This is a genomic window from Pseudomonas fluorescens HK44 (assembly GCF_000217955.3).
Taxonomy (GTDB): Bacteria; Pseudomonadota; Gammaproteobacteria; order Pseudomonadales; family Pseudomonadaceae; genus Aquipseudomonas; species Aquipseudomonas fluorescens_AQ.
Map to the genome: position 1 here is coordinate 379,583 of NZ_AFOY02000015.1, position 20,817 is coordinate 400,399.

The 20,817-nt window shown below is 58.8% G+C and carries 16 protein-coding genes and 1 pseudogene; 6 read left to right on the top strand and 11 right to left on the bottom strand.

Annotated features, from left to right (window positions below):
• Window positions 1-164: 164 nt before the first annotated feature.
• Window positions 165-404: a YdcH family protein gene (locus HK44_RS14510; RefSeq protein ID WP_019690787.1), complete on the top strand. Its 240-nt coding sequence runs from the start codon at window positions 165-167 to the stop codon at window positions 402-404.
• Window positions 405-481: 77 nt separating this feature from the next.
• Here HK44_RS14510 and HK44_RS14515 read toward each other — a convergent pair whose 3' ends face one another.
• Together HK44_RS14515 and HK44_RS14520 are read right to left on the bottom strand one after the other, a co-directional pair.
• On the bottom strand, window positions 482-1,636 hold the full coding sequence (locus HK44_RS14515) for a sterol desaturase/SRPBCC family protein (RefSeq protein ID WP_024264948.1): 1,155 nt from the start codon (window positions 1,634-1,636) through the stop codon (window positions 482-484).
• A 112-nt stretch (window positions 1,637-1,748) separates the two neighbouring features.
• Window positions 1,749-2,612: a LysR family transcriptional regulator gene (locus HK44_RS14520; RefSeq protein ID WP_019690785.1), complete on the bottom strand. Its 864-nt coding sequence runs from the start codon at window positions 2,610-2,612 to the stop codon at window positions 1,749-1,751.
• A gap of 141 nt (window positions 2,613-2,753) precedes the next feature.
• Here HK44_RS14520 and HK44_RS14525 point away from each other — a divergent pair, with 141 nt between their 5' ends.
• Window positions 2,754-5,378 carry an MGH1-like glycoside hydrolase domain-containing protein gene (locus HK44_RS14525; protein WP_019690784.1) on the top strand — a complete coding sequence of 875 codons (2,625 nt, stop codon included), beginning with the start codon at window positions 2,754-2,756 and terminating at the stop codon, window positions 5,376-5,378.
• Between the two features lie 123 nt (window positions 5,379-5,501).
• Here HK44_RS14525 and HK44_RS14530 read toward each other — a convergent pair.
• Window positions 5,502-5,759: pseudogene (locus HK44_RS14530) on the bottom strand (hypothetical protein); the annotation flags it as partial.
• A gap of 137 nt (window positions 5,760-5,896) precedes the next feature.
• Complete coding sequence (locus tag HK44_RS14535; RefSeq protein ID WP_024264949.1) at window positions 5,897-6,271, bottom strand: DUF6124 family protein; 375 nt, start codon at window positions 6,269-6,271, stop codon at window positions 5,897-5,899.
• 350 nt (window positions 6,272-6,621) lie between these two features.
• Here HK44_RS14535 and HK44_RS14540 point away from each other — a divergent pair, with 350 nt between their 5' ends.
• Entirely contained in the window at window positions 6,622-7,596 is a 975-nt protein-coding gene (locus tag HK44_RS14540) for a zeta toxin family protein (RefSeq protein ID WP_019690781.1), read from the top strand.
• A gap of 51 nt (window positions 7,597-7,647) precedes the next feature.
• Here HK44_RS14540 and HK44_RS14545 read toward each other — a convergent pair whose 3' ends face one another.
• From HK44_RS14545 to HK44_RS14555, 3 genes are all read right to left on the bottom strand, one after another.
• Entirely contained in the window at window positions 7,648-9,495 is a 1,848-nt protein-coding gene (locus tag HK44_RS14545) for an amidohydrolase (protein WP_031319478.1), read from the bottom strand.
• Window positions 9,496-9,801: 306 nt separating this feature from the next.
• Entirely contained in the window at window positions 9,802-10,116 is a 315-nt protein-coding gene (locus HK44_RS14550) for an SCP2 sterol-binding domain-containing protein (RefSeq protein WP_019690779.1), read from the bottom strand.
• A 50-nt stretch (window positions 10,117-10,166) separates the two neighbouring features.
• Window positions 10,167-10,877 carry a histidine phosphatase family protein gene (locus HK44_RS14555; RefSeq protein WP_019690778.1) on the bottom strand — a complete coding sequence of 237 codons (711 nt, stop codon included), beginning with the start codon at window positions 10,875-10,877 and terminating at the stop codon, window positions 10,167-10,169.
• Between the two features lie 205 nt (window positions 10,878-11,082).
• Here HK44_RS14555 and sohB point away from each other — a divergent pair, with 205 nt between their 5' ends.
• Both sohB and HK44_RS14565 read left to right on the top strand, forming a co-directional pair.
• Window positions 11,083-12,105 carry a protease SohB gene (sohB, locus tag HK44_RS14560; RefSeq protein ID WP_019690777.1) on the top strand — a complete coding sequence of 341 codons (1,023 nt, stop codon included), beginning with the start codon at window positions 11,083-11,085 and terminating at the stop codon, window positions 12,103-12,105.
• 211 nt (window positions 12,106-12,316) lie between these two features.
• Window positions 12,317-16,150 carry a dermonecrotic toxin domain-containing protein gene (locus HK44_RS14565; RefSeq protein ID WP_019690776.1) on the top strand — a complete coding sequence of 1,278 codons (3,834 nt, stop codon included), beginning with the start codon at window positions 12,317-12,319 and terminating at the stop codon, window positions 16,148-16,150.
• A gap of 79 nt (window positions 16,151-16,229) precedes the next feature.
• Here HK44_RS14565 and HK44_RS14570 read toward each other — a convergent pair whose 3' ends face one another.
• Together HK44_RS14570 and HK44_RS14575 are read right to left on the bottom strand one after the other, a co-directional pair.
• Window positions 16,230-16,724 carry a DUF934 domain-containing protein gene (locus HK44_RS14570; protein ID WP_019690775.1) on the bottom strand — a complete coding sequence of 165 codons (495 nt, stop codon included), beginning with the start codon at window positions 16,722-16,724 and terminating at the stop codon, window positions 16,230-16,232.
• Window positions 16,708-18,366, bottom strand: a complete 1,659-nt coding sequence (locus HK44_RS14575; protein ID WP_019690774.1) for a nitrite/sulfite reductase — start codon at window positions 18,364-18,366, stop codon at window positions 16,708-16,710. The genes HK44_RS14570 and HK44_RS14575 overlap by 17 nt, the downstream gene beginning before the upstream one ends.
• A 532-nt stretch (window positions 18,367-18,898) precedes the next feature.
• Here HK44_RS14575 and HK44_RS14580 point away from each other — a divergent pair.
• The gene (locus HK44_RS14580; protein ID WP_019690773.1) at window positions 18,899-19,984 is read left to right on the top strand and encodes an ABC transporter substrate-binding protein; all 1,086 of its coding nucleotides are present in this window, start codon (window positions 18,899-18,901) and stop codon (window positions 19,982-19,984) included.
• Between the two features lie 18 nt (window positions 19,985-20,002).
• On the opposite strand, the gene HK44_RS14585 is transcribed toward HK44_RS14580, so the two are convergent.
• Together HK44_RS14585 and HK44_RS14590 are read right to left on the bottom strand one after the other, a co-directional pair.
• Complete coding sequence (locus HK44_RS14585) at window positions 20,003-20,221, bottom strand: DUF2970 domain-containing protein (protein ID WP_019690772.1); 219 nt, start codon at window positions 20,219-20,221, stop codon at window positions 20,003-20,005.
• A gap of 82 nt (window positions 20,222-20,303) precedes the next feature.
• A complete protein-coding gene (locus tag HK44_RS14590; protein ID WP_019690771.1) occupies window positions 20,304-20,660 on the bottom strand; it encodes a hypothetical protein in 357 nt (118 codons plus the stop codon).
• Window positions 20,661-20,817: the final 157 nt, after the last annotated feature.

The following is a 20,817-nucleotide window of genomic DNA, read 5'->3' on the forward strand; positions in this document are numbered from 1 at the left end:
TGGTGGGTAGGGACGACGCAATGCGGCGACGATAACGACACGTCCGACCAATGGGCACCGCTGGTCTGATTGATAGTCGACAGCAACCGCCGAGCGAGGCCATTCTGATAACTGGCGAGCGCACGCAAAGGCGTTCGCCACCGATCAACAAACGGAGGTGTTCCATGCCGGTTAATCATGACCTGTATCAGGACCTGAGCTGCTCAAAGGAAGTCATTCAGCAAAAGCGTGCCAATGATCCTCACCTGAACGCGCTGCTGGATAAGTATTCGGAAATCGACAAGCGGGTCCTGAAGGCAGAAGCCCAGGCTCTGGCAGATGACGAAGTGACGAAGCTCAAGGCAAAGCGCCTTTCGATCAAAGACGAAATATCCCGGAGTTTGAACGGTTCTGCCACAACGTGACAAACGTGGGGGGCGCTGTGTCGCCCCCTGTTCGGCAGCCTGCTTGCAAGCGTTGATTCGACGTGGTGTATTGCGCATCAGGCGATTGCCCCTGTCTGGGCCGGGATCGTCCGTTGTGCCATGTCGCGAAGGGCCAGCATCGAGGCTGCCGATTCGCGCTCGATACGCCGCTTCAGCAGCAGTCGATTGGCCAGGCGCATCAACCGTCCGCTGAAGCGGTATTCCAGGGTGCGAACGAAGCGCGTACCGCCACCCTCGCTGGCGCATTCATAAGTCAGCAGCAGTTCCAGACCACTATCACCCTGAGCGCGAGCGCTCCAGCGGCGCCCCGGCAAATACTCGTCGACCTCCCAGCTCAAATGCCCGGCCCGCCCACCCGCTTGAATGTCCTCTTCAAAACGTGACCCGGCGTGCAGCGGTCCTGGCTGGCCGTCGACTTTCAGCGATGAAGGGTGCCACTCAGGCCAACGCGTCGCGGCGCTGGCGTAGGCGAGCACGGCGATCGGCTCGTGCGCGATGTCGATCCGGTGTTGCAGGCGGGTCATGGGTGCACGCTTTGTTTGAAGGTGCGAATGATCGGGTTCGGCTTCCCAATACAACGTGCCGAACAGGTAATCCATCAGCGGAAAAACGATGTTGAAATTGCGCTCCTGCATCAACTCGCGACGGTGATGCAGTGCGTGCAGGCGGCGCATCTGGCGAATCCATGGCAGGCGGGTGAGGGGATTGCTCGGCGGCAGATGCTCGCAGGCGTGAAACACCTCATAGGCCAGGTAGCCGAGGATCATGCAGCCTGCGAACAGTCCGGCGACGTTGCCATTGAGGTGTTTGAGCAGCCACCAGGCGGGCAGGGTGATCGCCAGGCTGTGCAGCACGATCAGCCACGCCGGAAACAGAATCACCCGCCAGTCGCGCGCCGTGTCGTAGGTCATGTAGCCAGGGGCGAAAAAGCTATGGTGATCGCCCGCGTGTCGGGCATAGAACAACCGCGCAAAGGCCTTTTTGTGATGGCCCAGGTGCCGGTGCACCACGTAGACCGCGACATTGAAAAACAACAGCGTCAGCGGCACCGCCAGCCACTCCAGCGGTTGCACCTGATGCACGGTGCTCCAGAACAGCGTGATGCCCAGCACACCGAAGGCCAATACAAAACCGCCGTGCAGCCACGGGTTGTAGAGCCGATGAATATCGGCCCGGTAACGGGCACGAAACGCCTGCGTGGTTTGCCTCACCGCGATCACCTGTTGTCGTTGTTATCAACAAAAGACTAGTCGCGGAGAAATTATTCAGCCAATGGATGTCGGGAATGGGTGGGTATTCACGCCGAATGGGTGTGAATATTGCTCAGATCAGCGGATCCCAGCGCTGCGACCAGTCGCTGTCGGTCTTGACCAGTTCCCGTAACAACTCGAACGCCTGTTGCAGCACCGCCGAGTCGCGATCCCGCGAGTACACCAGAAAGGTCGGGTAACTGAATTCCGGGGCTTTGGGCACCCGTTCCAGCACGCCGCTGTCGAGGTAGGTCTGAACCACCCGCGTACGGAAATAACCGGTGCCGCCGTTCTGCAGGATGTATTGCAGCGCCAGCGGGCCGAGATTGAAGCTCACCGCGGCTTTTGCCTTGTCCGGCAGCGCCGCGTCGTGCTGGCGCCGGAACTCCTTGCCCCAGTCGATATAGACGTAAGGTTCGGGACTGGATGGCAGGCGTACCAGGATGAGTTTCTCCTCCAGCAGTTGCTCCACTTGCAGCTGTGGCCAGTACTCGGGTTGAAACACCAGCGCGGCATCCAGCACGCCCAATTCCAGCTGGCGCAGCAGGTTTTCGCCGTCGCGGATTTCCGTGCGCAAGGCGTGGCTGGGGATTTTCTCGCGCAGTTCACGGGCCCAACTGAGCATCAACGGATTGCACAAACTGACCTCGCCGCCGATGTGCAACACATTGCGGTAGCCTTCCGGCAACGGCAAATCCCGGCGCGCGGCTTCCCATGTCTGCACCAGTTGATTGGCGTACACCACAAAGGCTTCACCGTCTGCGGTCAGGCGAGCGCCGGCGCGGTTGCGCACGAACAAGGTGCTGGCGAGCTGGCTTTCGAGCTTCTGTACCCGAGCGGTGATCGCGGTCTGGGTGACGTGCAGCTTATCGGCGGCGGCCGCAAGACTGCCGCAGCGAACGATTTCCAGAAAGGTACGGGCGAGATCGATGTCCATAAGCAGTCGCTGAGGTGAAGAGCCCCGCAGTGTAGAGCAAGCGTGCGCCTGAACTCGAGTTGAATGAACAGGAAGTGGCATGCACCGGAGCGAATCCTCGCTCTACACTGCAAACCATCCCGGACAACAACGGACGTTCCCATGACAGTGCAGTCGGTCACGAACATTCTCGACACCGTCGAAGGCCAGCGTTTGGCTGGCGATGAGGCGGAGTGCTGGCGCGAATGGGGCCCGTACTTGAGTGAACGACAATGGGGCACCGTGCGCGAGGACTACAGCGCCGATGGCGATGCCTGGACCTATTTCCCGCATGAGCACGCGCGCAGCCGGGCCTATCGTTGGGGCGAGGACGGGCTGGCCGGGTTCTGCGACCGGGCCCAGCACTGGTGCATCGGGTTGGGGCTATGGAACGAGCGCGATCCGATTCTCAAGGAGCGTCTGTTTGGCCTGAACAATGCCGAAGGCAATCACGGCGAAGACGTCAAAGAGCTGTATTTTTATGTCGACGGCGTGCCGAGCCATGCCTACATGCGCATGCTCTATAAATACCCGCAGGCTGCGTTTCCCTATGCCGACCTGGTAGCCGAGAACGCCCGTCGGGGCCTTTCCGATACCGAGTACGAAATCCTCGATACCGGGGTGTTTGAAGACGACCGCTATTTCGACATAACGGTGGAATACGCCAAGCACAGCCCGGACGACCTGTTGATGCGGGTCACCGTGCACAACCGTTCGGATCTGCCGGCGCGTCTGCGGGTCTTGCCCCAGGTGTGGGCGCGCAACACCTGGAGTTGGGGCGGTGACCGGCACATGCCCAGCCTGACGCTGGCCGGCGACTCGGTCCTGGCGCAGCACCCAACGCTGGCGGACCGGCAACTCACTGCCTGGGGCGAGGAGGGCTGTGAGTGGCTGTTCTGCGACAACCAGACCAACCATCCGAAACTCGACGGCGTGCCTGCCAATGGCCCGTTCAAGGATGGCATCAACGATTATCTGGTGGACGGTGTGGCGGGGGCGATTCGACGTGACGCCGGTACTCGGGTCGCGGCGCATTTCGTTCTCGAAGTGGACGGGCTGGCGCACAAATGCATCTACCTGCGCTTTGCGCCGACCGTCGCGCCCAAGGTCAACGCCAAGGCGCTGTTCGAGCGTCGCCGCTTGGAGGCCGATGATTATTACGCGGTGCTGCAAGCACAGATGACGGACCCGGACGCACGTAACGTTCAGCGTCAGGCGCTGGCCGGGTTGCTCTGGTCCAAGCAGTTGTATTACTTCGACGTCAATCGCTGGCTCGACGGCGACCCCGGACAACCCTCGCCACCGCCCGGGCGGCTGCACATCCGCAACACTCACTGGCGACATTTGTCGAACGCCGACATCGTCGCCATGCCCGACACCTGGGAATATCCGTGGTACGCGTCGTGGGACCTGGGCTTTCAGGCCGTTGCTTATGCGCTGATCGATCCGGGGTTTGCCAAGCACCAACTGCTGCTGTTGGTCAAAGACCGCTTCATGCACCCCAACGGCCAACTGCCGGCCTACGAATGGCGTTTCGACGATGCCAACCCGCCGGTGCATGCCTGGGCCAGTTGGCGGGTGTATCAGCGCGACAAGGCCTTGACCGGTGTCGGCGATATGGATTTTCTCGAGCGGATTTTCCACAAGCTGCTGCTGAATTTTTCCTGGTGGGTCAACCGCAAGGATGCCGAAGGTCGCAACCTGTTCCAGGGCGGCTTTCTCGGGCTGGACAACATTGCGCTGTTCGACCGTTCGGCCGTGTTACCCCCCGGTTTTCACCTGGATCAGGCCGACGGCACGGCGTGGGTGGCGGCGTATGCGCTGGACTTGATGCGCATCGCGCTGGAACTGGCCAAGCGCAACCCGGTGTACGTCGACATCGCGGTGAAGTTCTTCGAGCACTTCCTCTATATCGCTGGCGCCATCAACCGCGTGGACGATACTGCCGAAGGTTTGTGGGATGAGCAGGATCAGTTTTTCTACGATGTTCTGCACCGTCCCGACGGGGTCAGCGAGCCACTGCGCCTGCGCTCCATCGTCGGCTTGATGCCGCTGTTTGCGGTGCAGGTACTGGAACAGCACGAGCACGAAGGGTTGCCCGGTTTGCGTGAGCGCTTATTGGGCTTCCTGCATCATCGACCGGACCTGGCGAGTCTGATTTCACGCTGGACCGAGCCTGGAAAAGGCAATCGGATACTGCTCGCGCTGTTGCGTGGCGAGCGCACCAAAAACCTGCTCAAGCGCATGCTCGATGAGGCCGAGTTTCTCTCCGAATTCGGCGTCCGCTCCTTGTCCAAAGCCTTCGCCGAGCATCCGTTTGGTATGCAGATCAATGGCAACAAACTGTGTGCCGACTATGAACCGGCGGAATCCGGTTCGCGGCTGTACGGTGGCAATTCCAACTGGCGCGGGCCGTTGTGGATGCCGATCAACTACATGCTGATCGAGTCGTTGCGGGAGTTTCATCGCTACTACGGCGAAAATTTTTCGGTCGAATACCCCAGCGGTTCAGGTTATCTGGCATCGCTTGCGGAAGTGGCCGACAGTTTGAGTCAGCGCCTGACTCGGCTGTTTTTGCAGGACGAAAACGGTAGCCGACCGTCGATGGTCGGCTACGCGCAGCTCCAGGCCGACCCGTTGAGCCGCGACCTGGTGCTGTTTCACGAGTATTTCCACGGCGAAACCGGCCGTGGCTTGGGTGCCAGCCATCAAACCGGCTGGAGCGCGCTGGTCGCCTTGCTGCTCTGACGAGATCGTTCCCACGCTCGCGCGTGGGAAACGCAGCCCGGGACGCTCCGCGTCACTGGACGCGGAGCGTCCCTAGAGGCATTACCACGCAGAGCGTGGGAACGATCACCAAAGCCCTGTCGATCAAGCGATCAGTGTTGCCTCGCGCTCCAGTGCCCACGGCGCGATCAAGCGCTGCGGGGTCTGGCAAGTTTTGCGCTTGAACACGAAGTTGCGGCACCTTTCAGCGAACTGCTGGCGATTGTGCACCATGTCCAGTTGTATCTGGGCCAGCACGCCCGGCTGGCTGTCGGCGGCATCGAGGGTGCGTTTGATGAACCGAGCGCAATCGTGCCAGCTGTAGGTTCGGTCGGCCTGTTTTATGTTCGGCCACAGGCGACCGATGCCGCTTCGATTTCGTCTTGCCTCATACGACAAACCCGCCAGCCTTGTGAAAGGTGGCGGGTTTTGCGTTGTTCGCGGACACCGCCGAGAACCTGTGGCAAGCCCCCTCACCACAATGATTGGAGCCGGATTGGTTACTCCAGTGAGTCGGGTGGATCGAGGTGGTCGAGTGCGCGATTCACCGCCAACTCGGCCAGGGAAATCATCTGCTGAATCGCCAGCGCGGTATTGCGCTTGGGGCCTTCGAGTTCAAAGGCCAGATCGCTGGCCATGACATTGGCCGAGGCGAGGGTATCGCAGGCGTGGGCCAACAGAGTTTCAGAGTCGACGTCGGGGGCGATGACGAAAATGCAGCCGGGGCGTCGGTCGGCTAACAATTGCTTGGTTTCGGGCAGTACCAGGTAATGATCGAGTGCACGGTGCGCGGCGGCGTGGAGTTCTTTTGAATCGAGGGAGGCGTAGGGTGAAACGGGATCGGTTTCAGAGGGATTGGGGGTGGCTTTGAACATGGTGAACCTCACTTTGTCATCGGCAAACACCTTGAATTCGGGGCCGCCAAGCCCGTGTCGCTGAATGGTCAGCGACACGGAAACGATAGGGGCGAGGGCCAATACGCACAAGCCGGCGGATTCTGGCGCAGGTGTAGGCCGTGACGCAAGGCGTTGTAGCCTCTGACAGGGGCTCAGTCGGCAAAAAGTAAACGCCCGCAGCTGCTTATGTTTCGAAGCAGGCAGCAAGGCAGTTCCGGTACACACGCAGGTGTTATCTATGTAGGGCCTTACGTGGATCGCCAAGGCATAAAGTGACCCCTGATCTTCAGGCAAGAAGATCGGACATCCACTTAAGGGAATTAATCAACGTGCCAAACAGCAATGAATACACATACACAGACGAACAGGTGAACGCGGCGTTTTCAGACATAAGCGCGAGTTTGTTCAAAGACAAGGTCATCAGTCCCACCCACCCGAAAATGCTGATCGTGGCGGGTATCCAGGGTTCAGGGAAAACCTGGTTGCTGGAAGAGTCATTACTTAAAACAGGCAAGTACTCGAACTACATCAGGTTGTATCTGCCTGAGTACCGCAAAAAGCATCCGCAGTATTCACAGATGGAAGCCCACGGGGTATTGCACGTGTACCAGCACACCGAAGCCTTTGTGCGGGCGGTGTGCGCGAAGATCTTCAAAAAGGCTTTCGACGAGAAGTACAACATCATCATGGAGTCGGCGATGGACTCGGCAGATTTTGCGACACTCTCGCCGATGGCCGTGTCAGCCGGCTATCAGTTTGAAGTTCACGTGGTGGCCTGTAAAAAAGAGTTCACCCATTTGTCGACGATCACCCGTGGCCTGAAGAGTCTTCAGGACAAGCAACTGGAGCGCTTTCTGAAACTCTCGGAGCTTGAGGCGAGTCTGGGCAATGCACAGTCGGTGCTGAATGCCTTCGAAGAGGCGTGTGCGCAAAAAGTTGGCTCCGAAATCACCCTGTACGAGCGCGGGTTCGGTGAATTGAAAAACCGAAAAGTTGTTTGTCGCAGCCAGTGCGACACAGTCGCTCAGTTAACCCCGCAATCGGTGGTCGATCATAAGGGGGCGACAGTGGCTGTCACTGACAACCCGGTCGCAATCGAGCGAGCACCCGGCAAAACCTCGCGCTCCTGCTATGCGGCCTACAACAACATCGTGAGCGCCGAGGTCAGTCTCAGGCGTGATCGAAGGGAAATGGTGTGGGATTGCCAACTCGCGCTGCTAGAGGCGCTACGCCTGAATAATCAGGTCCCTGCATTCGTCAACACCGACCTGGTGGGTTACGTGTTCAAGCATTTGCATCACTGATCAACCGACAAGTAGCCCGCCATTGGCGGGCTCTCTGCCAAATGCCTTGGGTCAAAACGCAAAACACGAACAGCCAAACGCGCCCCAGAACCCCTGGAAGTCACTGACGGGGGCGTTCGACGAGCGCGCCCGCTCATGGCTGTGGGCATGCACGGCGCAGGCGCCTGCGCATTGATGCATCTGGGCGGTGAGCGGTGCCAAGGGTTTCCAGTGCCCAGGCACGTTCACCACCGGCGACCAGTCGGGCATTACCGGTAAACGCGGCGGGCCAAGTTTTTCGAATTCGAGGTTGCCGTACACCACCTTGCCACCGACGACGGTCAACACCGATTCAATCCATTTGATCGCTTCGTCGTCGACGCTGAAGTAGTCGGCAGACAACGCCACCAGATCGGCCAGTTGCCCGACCTTGATTTGGCCCTTTGAGCCTTGCTCGGAGGAGAACCAGGCGCTGCCATGGGTGAAGAGTTCCAGCGCCGTGTCGCGGCTCAGACCTTGCGGGTACAACTCCAGGCCGCCGACGGTGCGGCCGCTGACCAGCCAGTAGAGTGACGTCCACGGGTTGTAGCTGGAAACCCGTGTGGCATCGGTGCCGGCACCGACCGGAATGCCTTCGGCGAGCATGCGCTGGATCGGTGGGGTGTGTTCGGCGGCTTTGGCGCCGTAACGGTCGATAAAGTATTCGCCCTGAAAGGCCATGCGGTCCTGAATCGCGATGCCGCCGCCCAGTGCGCGAACCCGTTCGATGTTCTGCGGGGTGATGGTTTCGGCGTGATCGAAGAACCACGGCAGCCCGTCGAACGGGATATCGCGGTTGACCTTTTCGAACACGTCGAGCATCCGCGTGATCGACTCGTTGTAGGTGGCGTGCAAGCGAAATGGCCAGCGCTGCTCGACCAGATGACGGACGACGGGCTCCAGTTCCTGCTCCATGGTCTGCGGCAGATCGGGGCGTGGTTCGAGGAAGTCTTCAAAGTCGGCGGCAGAGAACACCAGCATTTCGCCAGCGCCGTTGTGCCGCAGGAAATCGTCACCCTGGCCATAGTGTGAGGTACTGGTCCAGTTCTTGAAGTCGGTCAGCTCTTCCTTGGGTTTTTGGGTGAACAGGTTGTAGGCGATGCGCACGCTCAGTTGCTGGTCCTTCGCCAACTGCTGGATGACCTGATAGTCGTCCGGGTAATTCTGAAAGCCGCCACCGGCATCGATGGCGCTGGTGACGCCGAGGCGATTGAGTTCGCGCATGAACTGTCGGGTCGAGTTGAGCTGATACTCCAGCGCCAGCTTCGGTCCCTTGGCCAGGGTCGAATACAGAATCATCGCGTTCGGACGGGCGATCAGCATGCCTGTGGGGTCGCCGTTGGCATCGCGCACAATCTCACCACCCGGCGGGTTCGGGGTATTGCGGTCGTAGCCAACCACTTTCAGCGCCGCGCGGTTGAGCAGGGCGCGGTCATACAGGTGCAGGACGAACACCGGGGTGTCGGGCGCGGCTTTGTTCAGCTCTTCAATTGTCGGCAGACGCTTTTCGGCGAACTGGAACTCTGTCCAGCCACCGACCACGCGCACCCACTGCGGTGCGGGCGTGCGATCGGCCTGGTCCTTGAGCAGGCGCAAGGCGTCGATCAATGACGGCACGCCTTCCCAGCGCAGTTCGAGGTTGTAGTTCAGGCCGCCACGGATCAGGTGCAGGTGCGAGTCGTTGAGACCGGGGATCACCGTACGCTTTTGCAGGTCGATGACTTGTGTGCTGGCGCCGCGCAGGGGCATGACGTGCGCATCATTGCCGACGGCAATAAACCGCCCGTCCTTGATGGCGACCGCGCTGGCCTGGGGCTTCTCCCGGTCAATCGTGTGCACGCGACCGTTGAACAGGATGAGATCGGCTGGAGTGTTGGTCATGCTGGAGCTCTGCGCAAATAGAGGACTGGTCCAGGCACCGATGGTGCCCTCCGAAAGGCCTTGCAGCACGCGGCGGCGGTTGAAGTCGTCGTGTTCGTCAGGTGGGCTCATGGCGCCGTTCTCCGCAGTGTTCGGTCGAGCGGGCAGTCGGATGCGTGACCGATATGGCCAGCAAAGAATATAGACGGCAAAGTCGCAGTCGATGTGCCGGGCGGAAACATTTACGACCGGCAGAAACGACGAATCCCGCCATAAAGGCGGGATTCGTGGGCAACCAGAGGGCTCCCGAGGACGGGAGCCGTCGTCTTAGCTTGGGAACAGCTCGGACAGTTTCATGGCCAGCATCATGTCGCCTTCAGCGCGCAGTTTGCCGCCCATGAATGCTTGCATGCCGTCGGTCGAACCGTCGACGATGCCTTCCAGGGTTTCGCCGTCCATGACCAGAGTCACTTGAGCGTCCGGGTTTTCGCCTTCTTTGAGCTCGCACGTGCTGTCTTTGACGATCAGCGAGAAGTTCTTGGTGTCGTCGATGCGGAAACCGAAAACCAGGTCCAGACCGGCAGCAGCGGCTGGGTTGAACTTGGCTTTCATGGCTTGTACGGCGTCAGCTACGGAGGTCATGGTTCGATCCTTTCATGAAGTGTTACAACAAGGGTCACAGTGATCCGGACTCAACGGAAAGTGATGAGTTCCGGGGCCTTCAGCAGCTGCAGATGTGCATGACTGTTGAAGGAAGCCAGTGTCACCTCGCGACCACGGAACTTCAGTTGGTTGAGCGAGGTGTTAACGATTTGCCAATTCAGTTCAAAGGCCTGCTTCGCCGGCATTTGAGTAATCAGGTGGAGCAGGGCGGTGATGGTCCCGCCGGAGGTGAACACGGCGACTTTATGGGTGTTATCGGCCTGTTCGAGAATACGCTGCAAACCGGCCTGGACCCGCTCGACGAAGCCTGGCCAGCTTTCCAGCCCCGGTGGGTCGTAAGTGCCGGCGAGCCAACGCTCGATGATCAAGGCAAAGATTCGCTGAAACTCGCCGCGATTCTGCGCGGCATTGCGCAGAATATTCAGGGCTTCGGGCTCTTCGGGCAGCAGGTCTGGAAGCAGTGCACGGATCACTGCGTCGGCGTCGAACTCGTTGAAGGCCGAATCGATTTCCAGGGGCGGCACGGGCAGGCCGACAGCGCCGAATTGTGCCAGGGCGCTGCTGGCAGTATGTTGCTGGCGACGCAGGTCGCCCGACAGGCAGCGATCGAAACTCAATCCCAGTTCAGCCAGGTGGCTGCCGAGTATTTCGGCCTGGCGAATACCGGTCGGCGACAGCACGTCGTAGTCGTCTGCACCGAAAGAGGCCTGGCCATGTCGAATCAAATAGATGCTGCCCACGTCCGCGTCATCCCGGTACGTTGAAGGTTTTGCGAGGTTATGAGGATGCCGATGAGCTGTCAATGAAAAAACATACGCTTGTTTGAAATGCTCGTTGGAGGCTCGTTACAGAAGGTTTCACGACTGGTCGCAACGCGGTCGCATGGGTATGCTGAAGGTATACGCGCCTGCGTGTTCTGCGGCGCACTGTCGTTAAGGAGTCAATGTGGATTTTCTTGCCGAGTACGCAAGTTTTCTGGCTAAAACCGTTACCCTGGTGATCGCCATTCTGGTGGTCCTGGCCAGCTTTGCGGCGTTGCGCAGCAAAGGCCGGCGCAAGTTCGCGGGCCAGCTGCAGGTCAGTAAACTCAATGATTTCTACAAGGAGCTGCGTGAGCGCCTGGAGCAGACACTGCTCGACAAGGACCAGCTCAAGGCCCTGCGTAAATCCGAAGCCAAGTCCGAGAAAAAGCAGAAGAAAAAGCCGGAGGCCAAACCCCGGGTGTTCGTGCTGGATTTCGATGGCGACATCAGGGCTTCGGCGACTGAAAGCCTGCGCCACGAAATCACTGCGCTGTTGTCGTTGGCCACACCAAAGGACGAAGTCGTGCTGCGCCTGGAAAGCGGCGGTGGCATGGTTCACAGTTATGGTCTGGCATCCTCGCAACTGGCGCGCATTCGTCAGGCCGGTGTGCCATTGACTGTGTGTATCGACAAGGTTGCGGCCAGTGGCGGTTACATGATGGCGTGCATCGGCGAGAAGATCATCAGTGCGCCGTTTGCCATTCTGGGTTCGATCGGGGTGGTGGCGCAGTTGCCTAACGTCAATCGCCTGCTGAAAAAGCACGACATCGACTTTGAAGTCCTGACGGCGGGTGAGTACAAACGCACGCTGACAGTGTTTGGCGAAAACACCGAGAAGGGCCGGGAGAAGTTCCAGGAAGACCTGGATGTGACTCACGAACTGTTCAAGAACTTCGTCTCACGCTACCGACCGCAACTGGCCATCAATGAAGTGGCCACCGGTGAAATCTGGCTGGGTGTGGCCGCACTTGAAAAACGACTGGTCGATGAGCTGAAAACCAGTGATGAATACCTTGCCGAACGGGCCAAGGGCGCAGAGCTGTTTCACCTGCATTATGCCGAACGCAAGAGTTTGCAAGAGCGCGTCGGCCTGGCGGCCAGCGGCTCGATTGATCGGGTCTTGTTGACGTGGTGGAGCCGTCTCACCCAGCAGCGCTTTTGGTAAGGAACACGGGGCTCGCCAGTGCGGGCCCGTTATTACGGCGTCGAGTGCAATGCTCGGCGCTGTACAGGCTCAGTCGAGGGTGTTTACCCTCCGTATTTCAGGTCTTTTGAGACCGTCGCGTTTTCCCACCGGATTGAAGACATTTCCTGCTTTTTTTGCGGCAGGCGATGCATAAGCTCCAGGCTCCCGAATCAACTGCAAAGGATTGCAAATGATGGCACCAGAGAGTCAACACCACCCTGTCACCAGCCGGTTATCTGCTGAGAAAAAACAACCACTGTCGAGCCTTGCACTGGACGCTGTACTGCCCTCGACCCCGACCCAATATGCCGCGAAGCTGATCGAGGAGCGTTGGGGGGCAGCGCCGTTGGCCGCTCGCCTGGTCGATCTGAATTACAGTTTCTATGGTTACCCTGCGCAGCAGGACGTGCAGCAAGGCCGGGTCAGAAAATCACAAAGCCTGGTACAGGCTTTACTGTCCAACTATCAGACCGTGGGCGCGGGTCGTTTCGGGGAAGCGGCATTCGGCCTGTACACGCCTCCTGCCGTGGGCCCGGAAGTCCGAATCGTCGAGATCGATGAGTCTATCAAGCCAGACGGCGGGTTCCAGGACTACGAGGGCATCTATCGTCAAACCGTCCCTCAGTGCTACGGCCCGAGCACTCAACTGAAGCTGCAACCGGCAGAGTTCAAGAAGTGGGTGTGGGAGCTGGAGTTCAAGGACAAATACACCGCTCATGTGCACGCTGCGTGGCCTTCCGACGAGGTCTGTCGCGCACCGCAAGGCTATCCGTTGCGCACTTCGGTCAAGACAGCCTTTGTCATGGCGGCTTATTTACAGCACCAGGAAAACAGCCTGACCCAGGATGGACTCAAACTGGCACTGCGAGCTGCCGGGTTTGACCCTCTGCAAACGTGGGAGCAACTGACGGTTCAGCAATTGCAGGCCTGGGCGACTATCGAGCCTTCCATAGAGGCTGCGCGTCTGATCATTTACCGTTATGTATCGAGCGATATCTGGAGCTTTCGGGATAAAACCAGTGAGCGGATTTTGCTTTATATCCCGAGTAACTCATCTCCGTTCCACGAGTTTGCCGATCAAAAGGCTTTGCATAAATGGGTGGCCGAGGTGGGCGGGGACGTTGCCGGGAAGGAAGCTCTGGCAGCGCATTTTTCCGAAGATGACCGGCAGGACGGCACGTTCCACGCGGGCGTGTCGACCGCGTTGGACGGTATGGCGATTTACCCTCGACAACACCACTTGCAAAAAGGCCATGGTTTCTTCAACGACGATGGTTATTGGAATCCTGCCGAGTACATTCACTTCGAGGTTGCAACGTCTCCAATCGATCCCTTCGCGCAGTGGATATTGGTGATGAAGCAAGCGGCCCAGGCCAGTATTGAAACGATTCGTGACGATGCCCAGGTCAATCGTGATGACTTGAGTGCGGTGGTCGAGCCCATTGTGCAGTGGATCAACACATTTGGCCCCTTGGCGTTGTTCGTTCCGGGTGGCGAAGGTTTGTTGGCGTTGGCCGGGTTGATCGATGCCGGTTATGGGCTGGCTCAGGCGGTTGATGGCAAGACCTCTGAAGAGCGCTCGGCAGGTATCACACGCACCGTATTCGGTTTGCTCAATGCCTTGCCATTGGCGGTGGAAGGGGCAGCCATCAAGGCCGAAGAGCACTCCGTCGGCATCGGGTCTGATCCCGGTCCAGCCCGCGCGGTGGCGAGCGAACCCTTGTCCGGCGAGTCCTCGCTGGTGGCCGGAAATGTTGCACCTTCCGCCGCTGGCGCTGAACGGGTACAGCTGATGCGAGGTATTGGGCCGAGTGTCCAGTCATTCAGCGATGAGGTTCTGGCCCGGATAGCTCATGTCAGCCCGATGGACGATGATGTCTTGCGCCTGATGCACGCCGGGCAGCGGCCACCGGCTCCGGTGCTGGCGGATACCATCAGCCGTTTCACGCTCAATCAGGATCTGCAGCGTGCCATCGACGCGTTCCCCGAAGGCTCGGTGCAGGCCGAGCAGCTAAAGAGCACACGAGTCGAACAGTTCAGGCAGCGCTACGACGCGCTACAGCATTCGGATAATCAATGGGTCCGGTTGTTTCGGCATCAATACCCGGGTTTACCAAAAAGTGCGGTGGAGCAAATGCTCGACAGATCGGGAGTGGACATTGCTGCGCCCCATACACTGGCTGACATCAAGCGAGTGCTGGGGCAGTTGAGCGGCAAGGCGCAGCAGTACGAGCAGCATGTACGCCTGTGCCGCGCCTATGAGGGGCTTTATTTGAAGTCGGTCGAAAACGCCGACAGCGATGTGCTCGTTTTGCAGACGCTGGAACGGCTGCCGGGCTGGTCGCGCGCGACTCGAGTCGAGGCACTCTACGAGCGGGTCGGTACGGCTGACTTTGACCAGGCGCTGCTCGGGCTTCTGCCGCAAGAACAACGCACGGCCCTCGGTTTGCGTCCAGGCCATGAATGGCAGGACTTGCAGCTCAGCATTCGGGAGAACGCCCTGCCGCGTTCCGAACTGATGCTCGGGCTGCACAGGATGGACTCCGGGTTGACCTTTCAGCGTCTCGGGTTGCTAGGTGGCGGATTCCCGACCACTGCGCAGTCCGGTGAGCTGTCCGCAGAGATAATGAGGCTTCAGGTCAAAGAGATTTATCCTGCTTTTACGACTGAGCAAGTGGATGAGTTTTTGTTGAATGCGGGCGCGCAGGCTCAGGCCGATCTTTATCGGCTGAGGTTGCAGGCGGAGCAACTACGTGTCGATATCACCAGTTGGATAGAAGACGTCACCGATGATATCGAAGAGATGGATATCGAGATTCTGCTCGCGGGTGATGAGGGCACGGAGGGGATGAGCGACGCCGAAATCAAGGCGGAGAACGACGCACGCGTGGAAGAGTGGATGGAACTCGAACGTGATACCCGGTATGAGCTGGCCGAGGAGTTGATCGCCATTTGGCAAAAACGTAGCGGGCCAGACAGCAGGGTTTATCGGGATGGGCAGTTCATCGGCTTTCATCTGGACATGGACTTCGAGCAGATGCATTACCTCCCGCAGCTCAATGTAAAGTTGAATGACGTGGTCGCTCTCACCATGCCGAATTTCACGTTAACGCAGCGCGGTAGCCTTAACGGATTCCTTGAGTGTTTCCCCAACCTTCGCACATTGAATATGCAGGGCGTTGATCTACGTCTCTTTGATCAGAATGGTATCGAGGTGGGTCGATTGCCGCCTGCCATTGGTCAGCTGTCTCGGCTGGAGGTCCTTAATCTGAAAGCGACCCGGCTGGTCCTGACGGAGGGAACCGTAGGCCAGCTCGCCGGGCTCACCCGATTGCAAGAGCTCGATCTAAGCGAAAATCCACTCGGTCTCGCGCCGCCGGTGTTTCAAATGACCGAATTGCGCCAACTCAAGTTGAGAAGGGCGGAGCTTAAGTCTTGCCCGACTTTTGCTCTGGATTTTCCTGGCCTGGAGCGCTTGGATCTTCGTGATAACCAGCTTGTCCGAGTGCCTGATCCGGTTCGTAAGCAGTCGGTGGCCGTGGGCAAGGTCTTGCTTTCAGGCAATCCGCTAACCGACGTAGACAGTCTGCAATGGGTTGTGGCCCATCGTAAGCAGACCGGGATCAATTTATGGATGGGGTCAGCGGTATACGATGTTGCCAGGCCAGACGCCTGGTTGACCGGACTTCTCCCCGAGCAGGCGGCACAACAGACCGCACGTTGGGAGCGTGTTTTTGCAAAAGAGGGGAGTGCTAGGTTCTTCGACACTTTGGACGTGCTGACGCGCACGGCTGATTTCCTGGTGGACTATGCACCTTTACAGCAGCGAGTGTGGCGGATGGTTGATGAGATGGATGCTTCGCAGGAGCTTCGCCAGCACCTGTTCGAAGGTGTGGAATGGTCGCCTCTCGTTGGGAATGACCCGTTTGCAAGTATTGTGCGACTGGAAGACAGAATCACTTTATTCAAGGAACCGCCGGTGGAAAAATCCAGTCTCGATGGCGGGAGTTTTCAAGCGTCATAGGTGGAGCGGGGGAGTCTGTAGCCACAATGAAAACCCTTGAGTCCCGGCACATGCGCCGGGCTCAAGGTTTTTTTGTCGATCAGCGGCGACGGAACAGCGGCAGCGGTTCGTCGGTGGCGGCCTGGTAGGTCACCGAGAAGTCCTTGAGGCTTTCAAGGGCTTCGTACGGGTCCTTGTCGGCGCGCAATGCATACGCGTCGAAACCGCAGCGGTGCAGGTAGAACAACTGGTCGCGCAGCACGTCGCCGATTGCCCGCAGTTCGCCCTTGTAGCCGTAGCGGTCACGCAGCAGGCGCGCGTTGGAGTAGTTGCGCCCGTCAGTGAAGGCCGGGAAGTTCAAGGCAATGACCTGGAACTGATCGACGTCGTCACCGATTTCCTCGGCTTCTTCATCGGCATCCAGCCACACGCCCAAACCGCCATCACGAGCCTTGAGGGCATGAGCGTGATCGCGCCACAGGGCCAGCGGGACGATCAGGTCGTCGCAGTTGGAAATGCCGTCGAAGGTCGCGTCCTTGGGCAACAAGTGCCAGGTTTCGTCGATGACTTCGTTGTTCTTAATTATTCGCTGCATAGACGCGTTCCTTGAAGAGGTCGATGCCGATACGTTGATAGGTGTCGATGAAGCGTTCGTCTTCGGTACGTTGTTCCACGTACACGTCGATCAGCTTCGAGATCACGTCAGGCATGTCGTCCTGGGCAAAGGACGGGCCGAGGATCTTGCCCAGGCTGGCGTCACGGCTGGCGCTGCCGCCGAGGGAAACCTGGTAGAACTCTTCACCTTTCTTGTCCACTCCGAGGATGCCGATGTGACCGACGTGGTGGTGACCACAGGCGTTCATGCAGCCGGAAATGTTCAGATCCAGTTCGCCAATGTCGAACAGGTAGTCCAGGTCATCGAAACGGCGCTGGATGGCTTCGGCGATCGGGATCGACTTGGCGTTGGCCAGGGAGCAGAAGTCGCCACCCGGGCAGCAGATGATGTCGGTCAGCAGGCCGATGTTCGGCGTAGCGAAACCTTGTTCGCGCAACTCACCCCACAGGGTGAACAATTGGCTCTGCTCGACGTCAGCCAGAATGATGTTCTGCTCGTGGGAGGTGCGCAGTTGGCCAAAGCTGTAGCGATCGGCGAGGTCGGCAACGCCATCGAGCTGCTTGTCGGTCAGGTCGCCCGGCGCAACGCCGGTCGGCTTGAGCGACAGGGTCACGGCGACATAACCCGGCTTCTTGTGAGCCAGCGTGTTGCGGGTGCGCCAGCGAGCGAAGCCCGGGTATTGCTTGTCGAGTTCAGCCAGCTCTGCCGTCTGATCGTTCAGGGTTTTGTAGTCCGGATCGACGAAGTGCTTGGCGACGCGATGCACTTCGGCCTCGGTCAGCGTGGTCTGGCCACCGCGAAGGTATTCCATTTCCGCGTCGACTTTTTGTGCGAAGACTTCAGGCGTCAGGGCCTTGACCAGAATCTTGATCCGCGCCTTGTACTTGTTGTCGCGACGGCCATAGCGGTTGTACACGCGCAGGATGGCGTCGAGGTAGCTCAACAGGTCTTGCCACGGCAGGAATTCATTGATGAACGCGCCAACCACAGGCGTACGACCGAGACCACCACCGACCAGCACGCGGAAACCCAGTTCGCCTGCGGCGTTGTGCACCGGCTCAAGGCCGATGTCATGGACTTCAATGGCTGCGCGGTCCGACGTCGAACCGTTGATGGCGATCTTGAACTTGCGCGGCAGGTAGGCGAATTCCGGGTGGAAGGTGGTCCACTGACGGACTATTTCGCACCATGGACGCGGATCGATCAACTCGTCGGCAGCGACACCGGCGAACTGATCGGTGGTGACGTTGCGCAGGCAGTTGCCGCTGGTCTGGATCGCGTGCATCTGCACGGTCGCAAGCTCAGCCAGGATGTCCGGGATGTCTTCCAGCGCCGGCCAGTTGAACTGTACGTTCTGCCGGGTACTGATGTGGGCGTAGCCCTTGTCGTAGTCGCGGGCGATCTTGGCCATCATTCGCGTCTGGCGCGAAGTCAGTTGGCCATACGGCACGGCAACCCGCAGCATCGGGGCGAAGCGCTGGATGTAAAGGCCATTTTGCAGGCGCAGGGGGCGGAATTCTTCTTCGCTCAGCTCGCCTGCCAGATAGCGTCGGGTCTGATCACGGAACTGCTTGACGCGGTCCTCGATGATCCGCTGATCGTACTCGTCGTATACGTACATATAGGTCCTGTTCTCAGGCTTGGGCCAATCAGGAACAGCTGCGCTTTTCGCTCGCTTGATTCCGATACTGCCTTGGCAATTCTGCGCGCACGGCCGCGCACTCCCCACGGAGCCGAGGCAAGATACCAGTTTGCGTTTATGCGCAAAAGTGATGTTTGAATATATGTAAAGAACCAAATCGACTAATGGGGCTGGTTATTGTCTTGCCCACATTTGTGGTGCGGGCAATCCTCTACTTAACTGTGCTCGAGTCTTTCTGCAATCACCGATAAAACCGACAAGAGGCGATGCAATGAGCAACCCAACCAAAGCACGGAAAAGCGATAGCACCGTCGATGCATGGGCCATTCTGTTTCTGATTATCCTGGTAGTGGGCACTGCGGTGTTCTGGGTCAGCCATCAATAGGTAAGCGTGTCCGGGCCCAGTTCTGACAATTGTCGGACAAAACGGCGATTAATTGCGATTTGCCAGCATTTTGCCAGCATTTTGCCGGCTATAATGCGCGGCTAATTTCCGGGGCTCGGATATTCAATGTTCAAGGTTCTCTGTGGGGTATTGCTGGCGGTTTGCTCGGCCTATGGATCGGGTACGCAAGCGGCGTCGGTGCTGTTCCTGAGCCCCGGCACCTCTGCGGAAACCTTTTGGCTCAGCTATTCGCAATTCATGCAGGCCGCCGCCCGGGACCTGGGCATGGACCTGCAAATACAGTATTCCGAGCGCGTGCCTGAAACCACGATCAAACAGGCCCGTGAAGCCCTGCAAGGGCCAAAGCGTCCGGACTATCTGGTGTTCGCCAACGAGCAATATGTCGCCCCGGAAATCTTGCGGCTGTCCGAGGGCAGCGGCGTGAAGCTGTTTATCGTCAATAGCGCGCTAAACGCCGATCAACTGGCTTTGCTCGGCAATCGCGAGAAAAAATATCCCGATTGGCTTGGTAGCCTGGTGCCCAACGATGAGGAGGGCGGTTACCTGATGCTCAAGGAGTTGATCCGCCTGCATCCTCCCGTTGCACCCGGCCAGAAACTTGAGTTGCTGGCGTTTGCCGGTTTGAAAATCACGCCCGCTTCGCAGTTGCGTGAAAAGGGCATGATGCGGGCGTTGCGCGAGCACCCCGAGGTGCATCTGCGGCAACTGGTGTACGGCGGCTGGAACCGTCAGCGCGTTCATGAGCAGGCGACGTTGCTGTTCAAGCGCTATCCGAAGACGTCGCTGATCTGGGCGGCCAACGATGAAATGGCGTTCGGAGCGATGCAGGCCTATGAAGAAGCGGGTGGCACACCGGGCAAGGGCGCGCTGTTCAGCGCCGTCAATACCTCGCCGTCAGCCTTGCAGGCGCTGCTGGATGGTCGTCTTAGCGTATTGCTGGGCGGGCACTTCAGTCTGGGCGGTTGGGCGCTGGTGCAGTTGCATGACTATGATCAGGGTGTTCATGTCGAACGATATGGCGGCCGTGATCGACAGATTCCTCTGTTGCAGTTGATTGATCGCGAGCAAGCCAGGCAATTGCTGGTCATGGGCGCCACGCAGAACTACGGCGTGAACTTCCGCAGCCTGTCGGCCAAGGGGCGACCCCCGGGTTATCGCTATCCGTTCAGCCTGCAAACCCTCATGCACTGATGCACTGACGGTCGACTATTAAACCCCGGCCAGATGCAGGACCAGTTTCACGATGCCGAACAGCGTCAGTGCAAAGACTGCCGTGAACAGAATGCCGAGCACCACGAAATGACTGGGCTTGCCGTGCGTGAAGTCGCGGGCGCGGTTCTTCCCGCTCTGCACGCCGAACGCCGCCGCTATCACGCTGTGCAGCATTTGCCAGAAGCTGGGTGGTTTGTTGTCGACTGGATCGTCCATAAATCCCTCGTCACCGGAGTGTATGAGGCAAGCATAGTCAATCTTTCCGGGAGTGTGGCGGCCGTGGGGCCACCATCGCGGGTCAGGTCAACTGGCTCACATACGTGCCCGTGCCCTTGAGAATGTTCTGCAACGTTTCTTCCACTTCAGCCAAGTCCGCCGGCGCAGTGCTGTGGTGGATTTCCAAATGATCATCGCCATTGAGCGCATCGGCGTCAGCGGCGGCTATTTCAATCAGCAGGCGGGTAGGGCTGAGGGTGACTTTCACGCCATCAAGGGTCGACGGCTCACCATCAAGGGTGATCTCCAGCTCATCTTCGTCCGGGTAGCGAGTCATCAGAAACATCTCGCCCTGATTGCTGTGGCAGCAGAGCATGGCCATGTTGTCTTCTTCGTCATCGCACGGGTTGGCGATCAGGTGGGCGGTAGTCAGTTGCATGGGGCGATTCCTGGCTCAACGAGCGTTATAAAGACAACAAAACCCGATTCTGCCAGCCCGAGGGAATTTCTGCTCGGCTGCGTGTCAAAAAGTGTGTTGTGAACACCGGAGGGGTTGTCGGTCATTTTTGGTACGCAGGTGCCGTAAATCCGGGCAT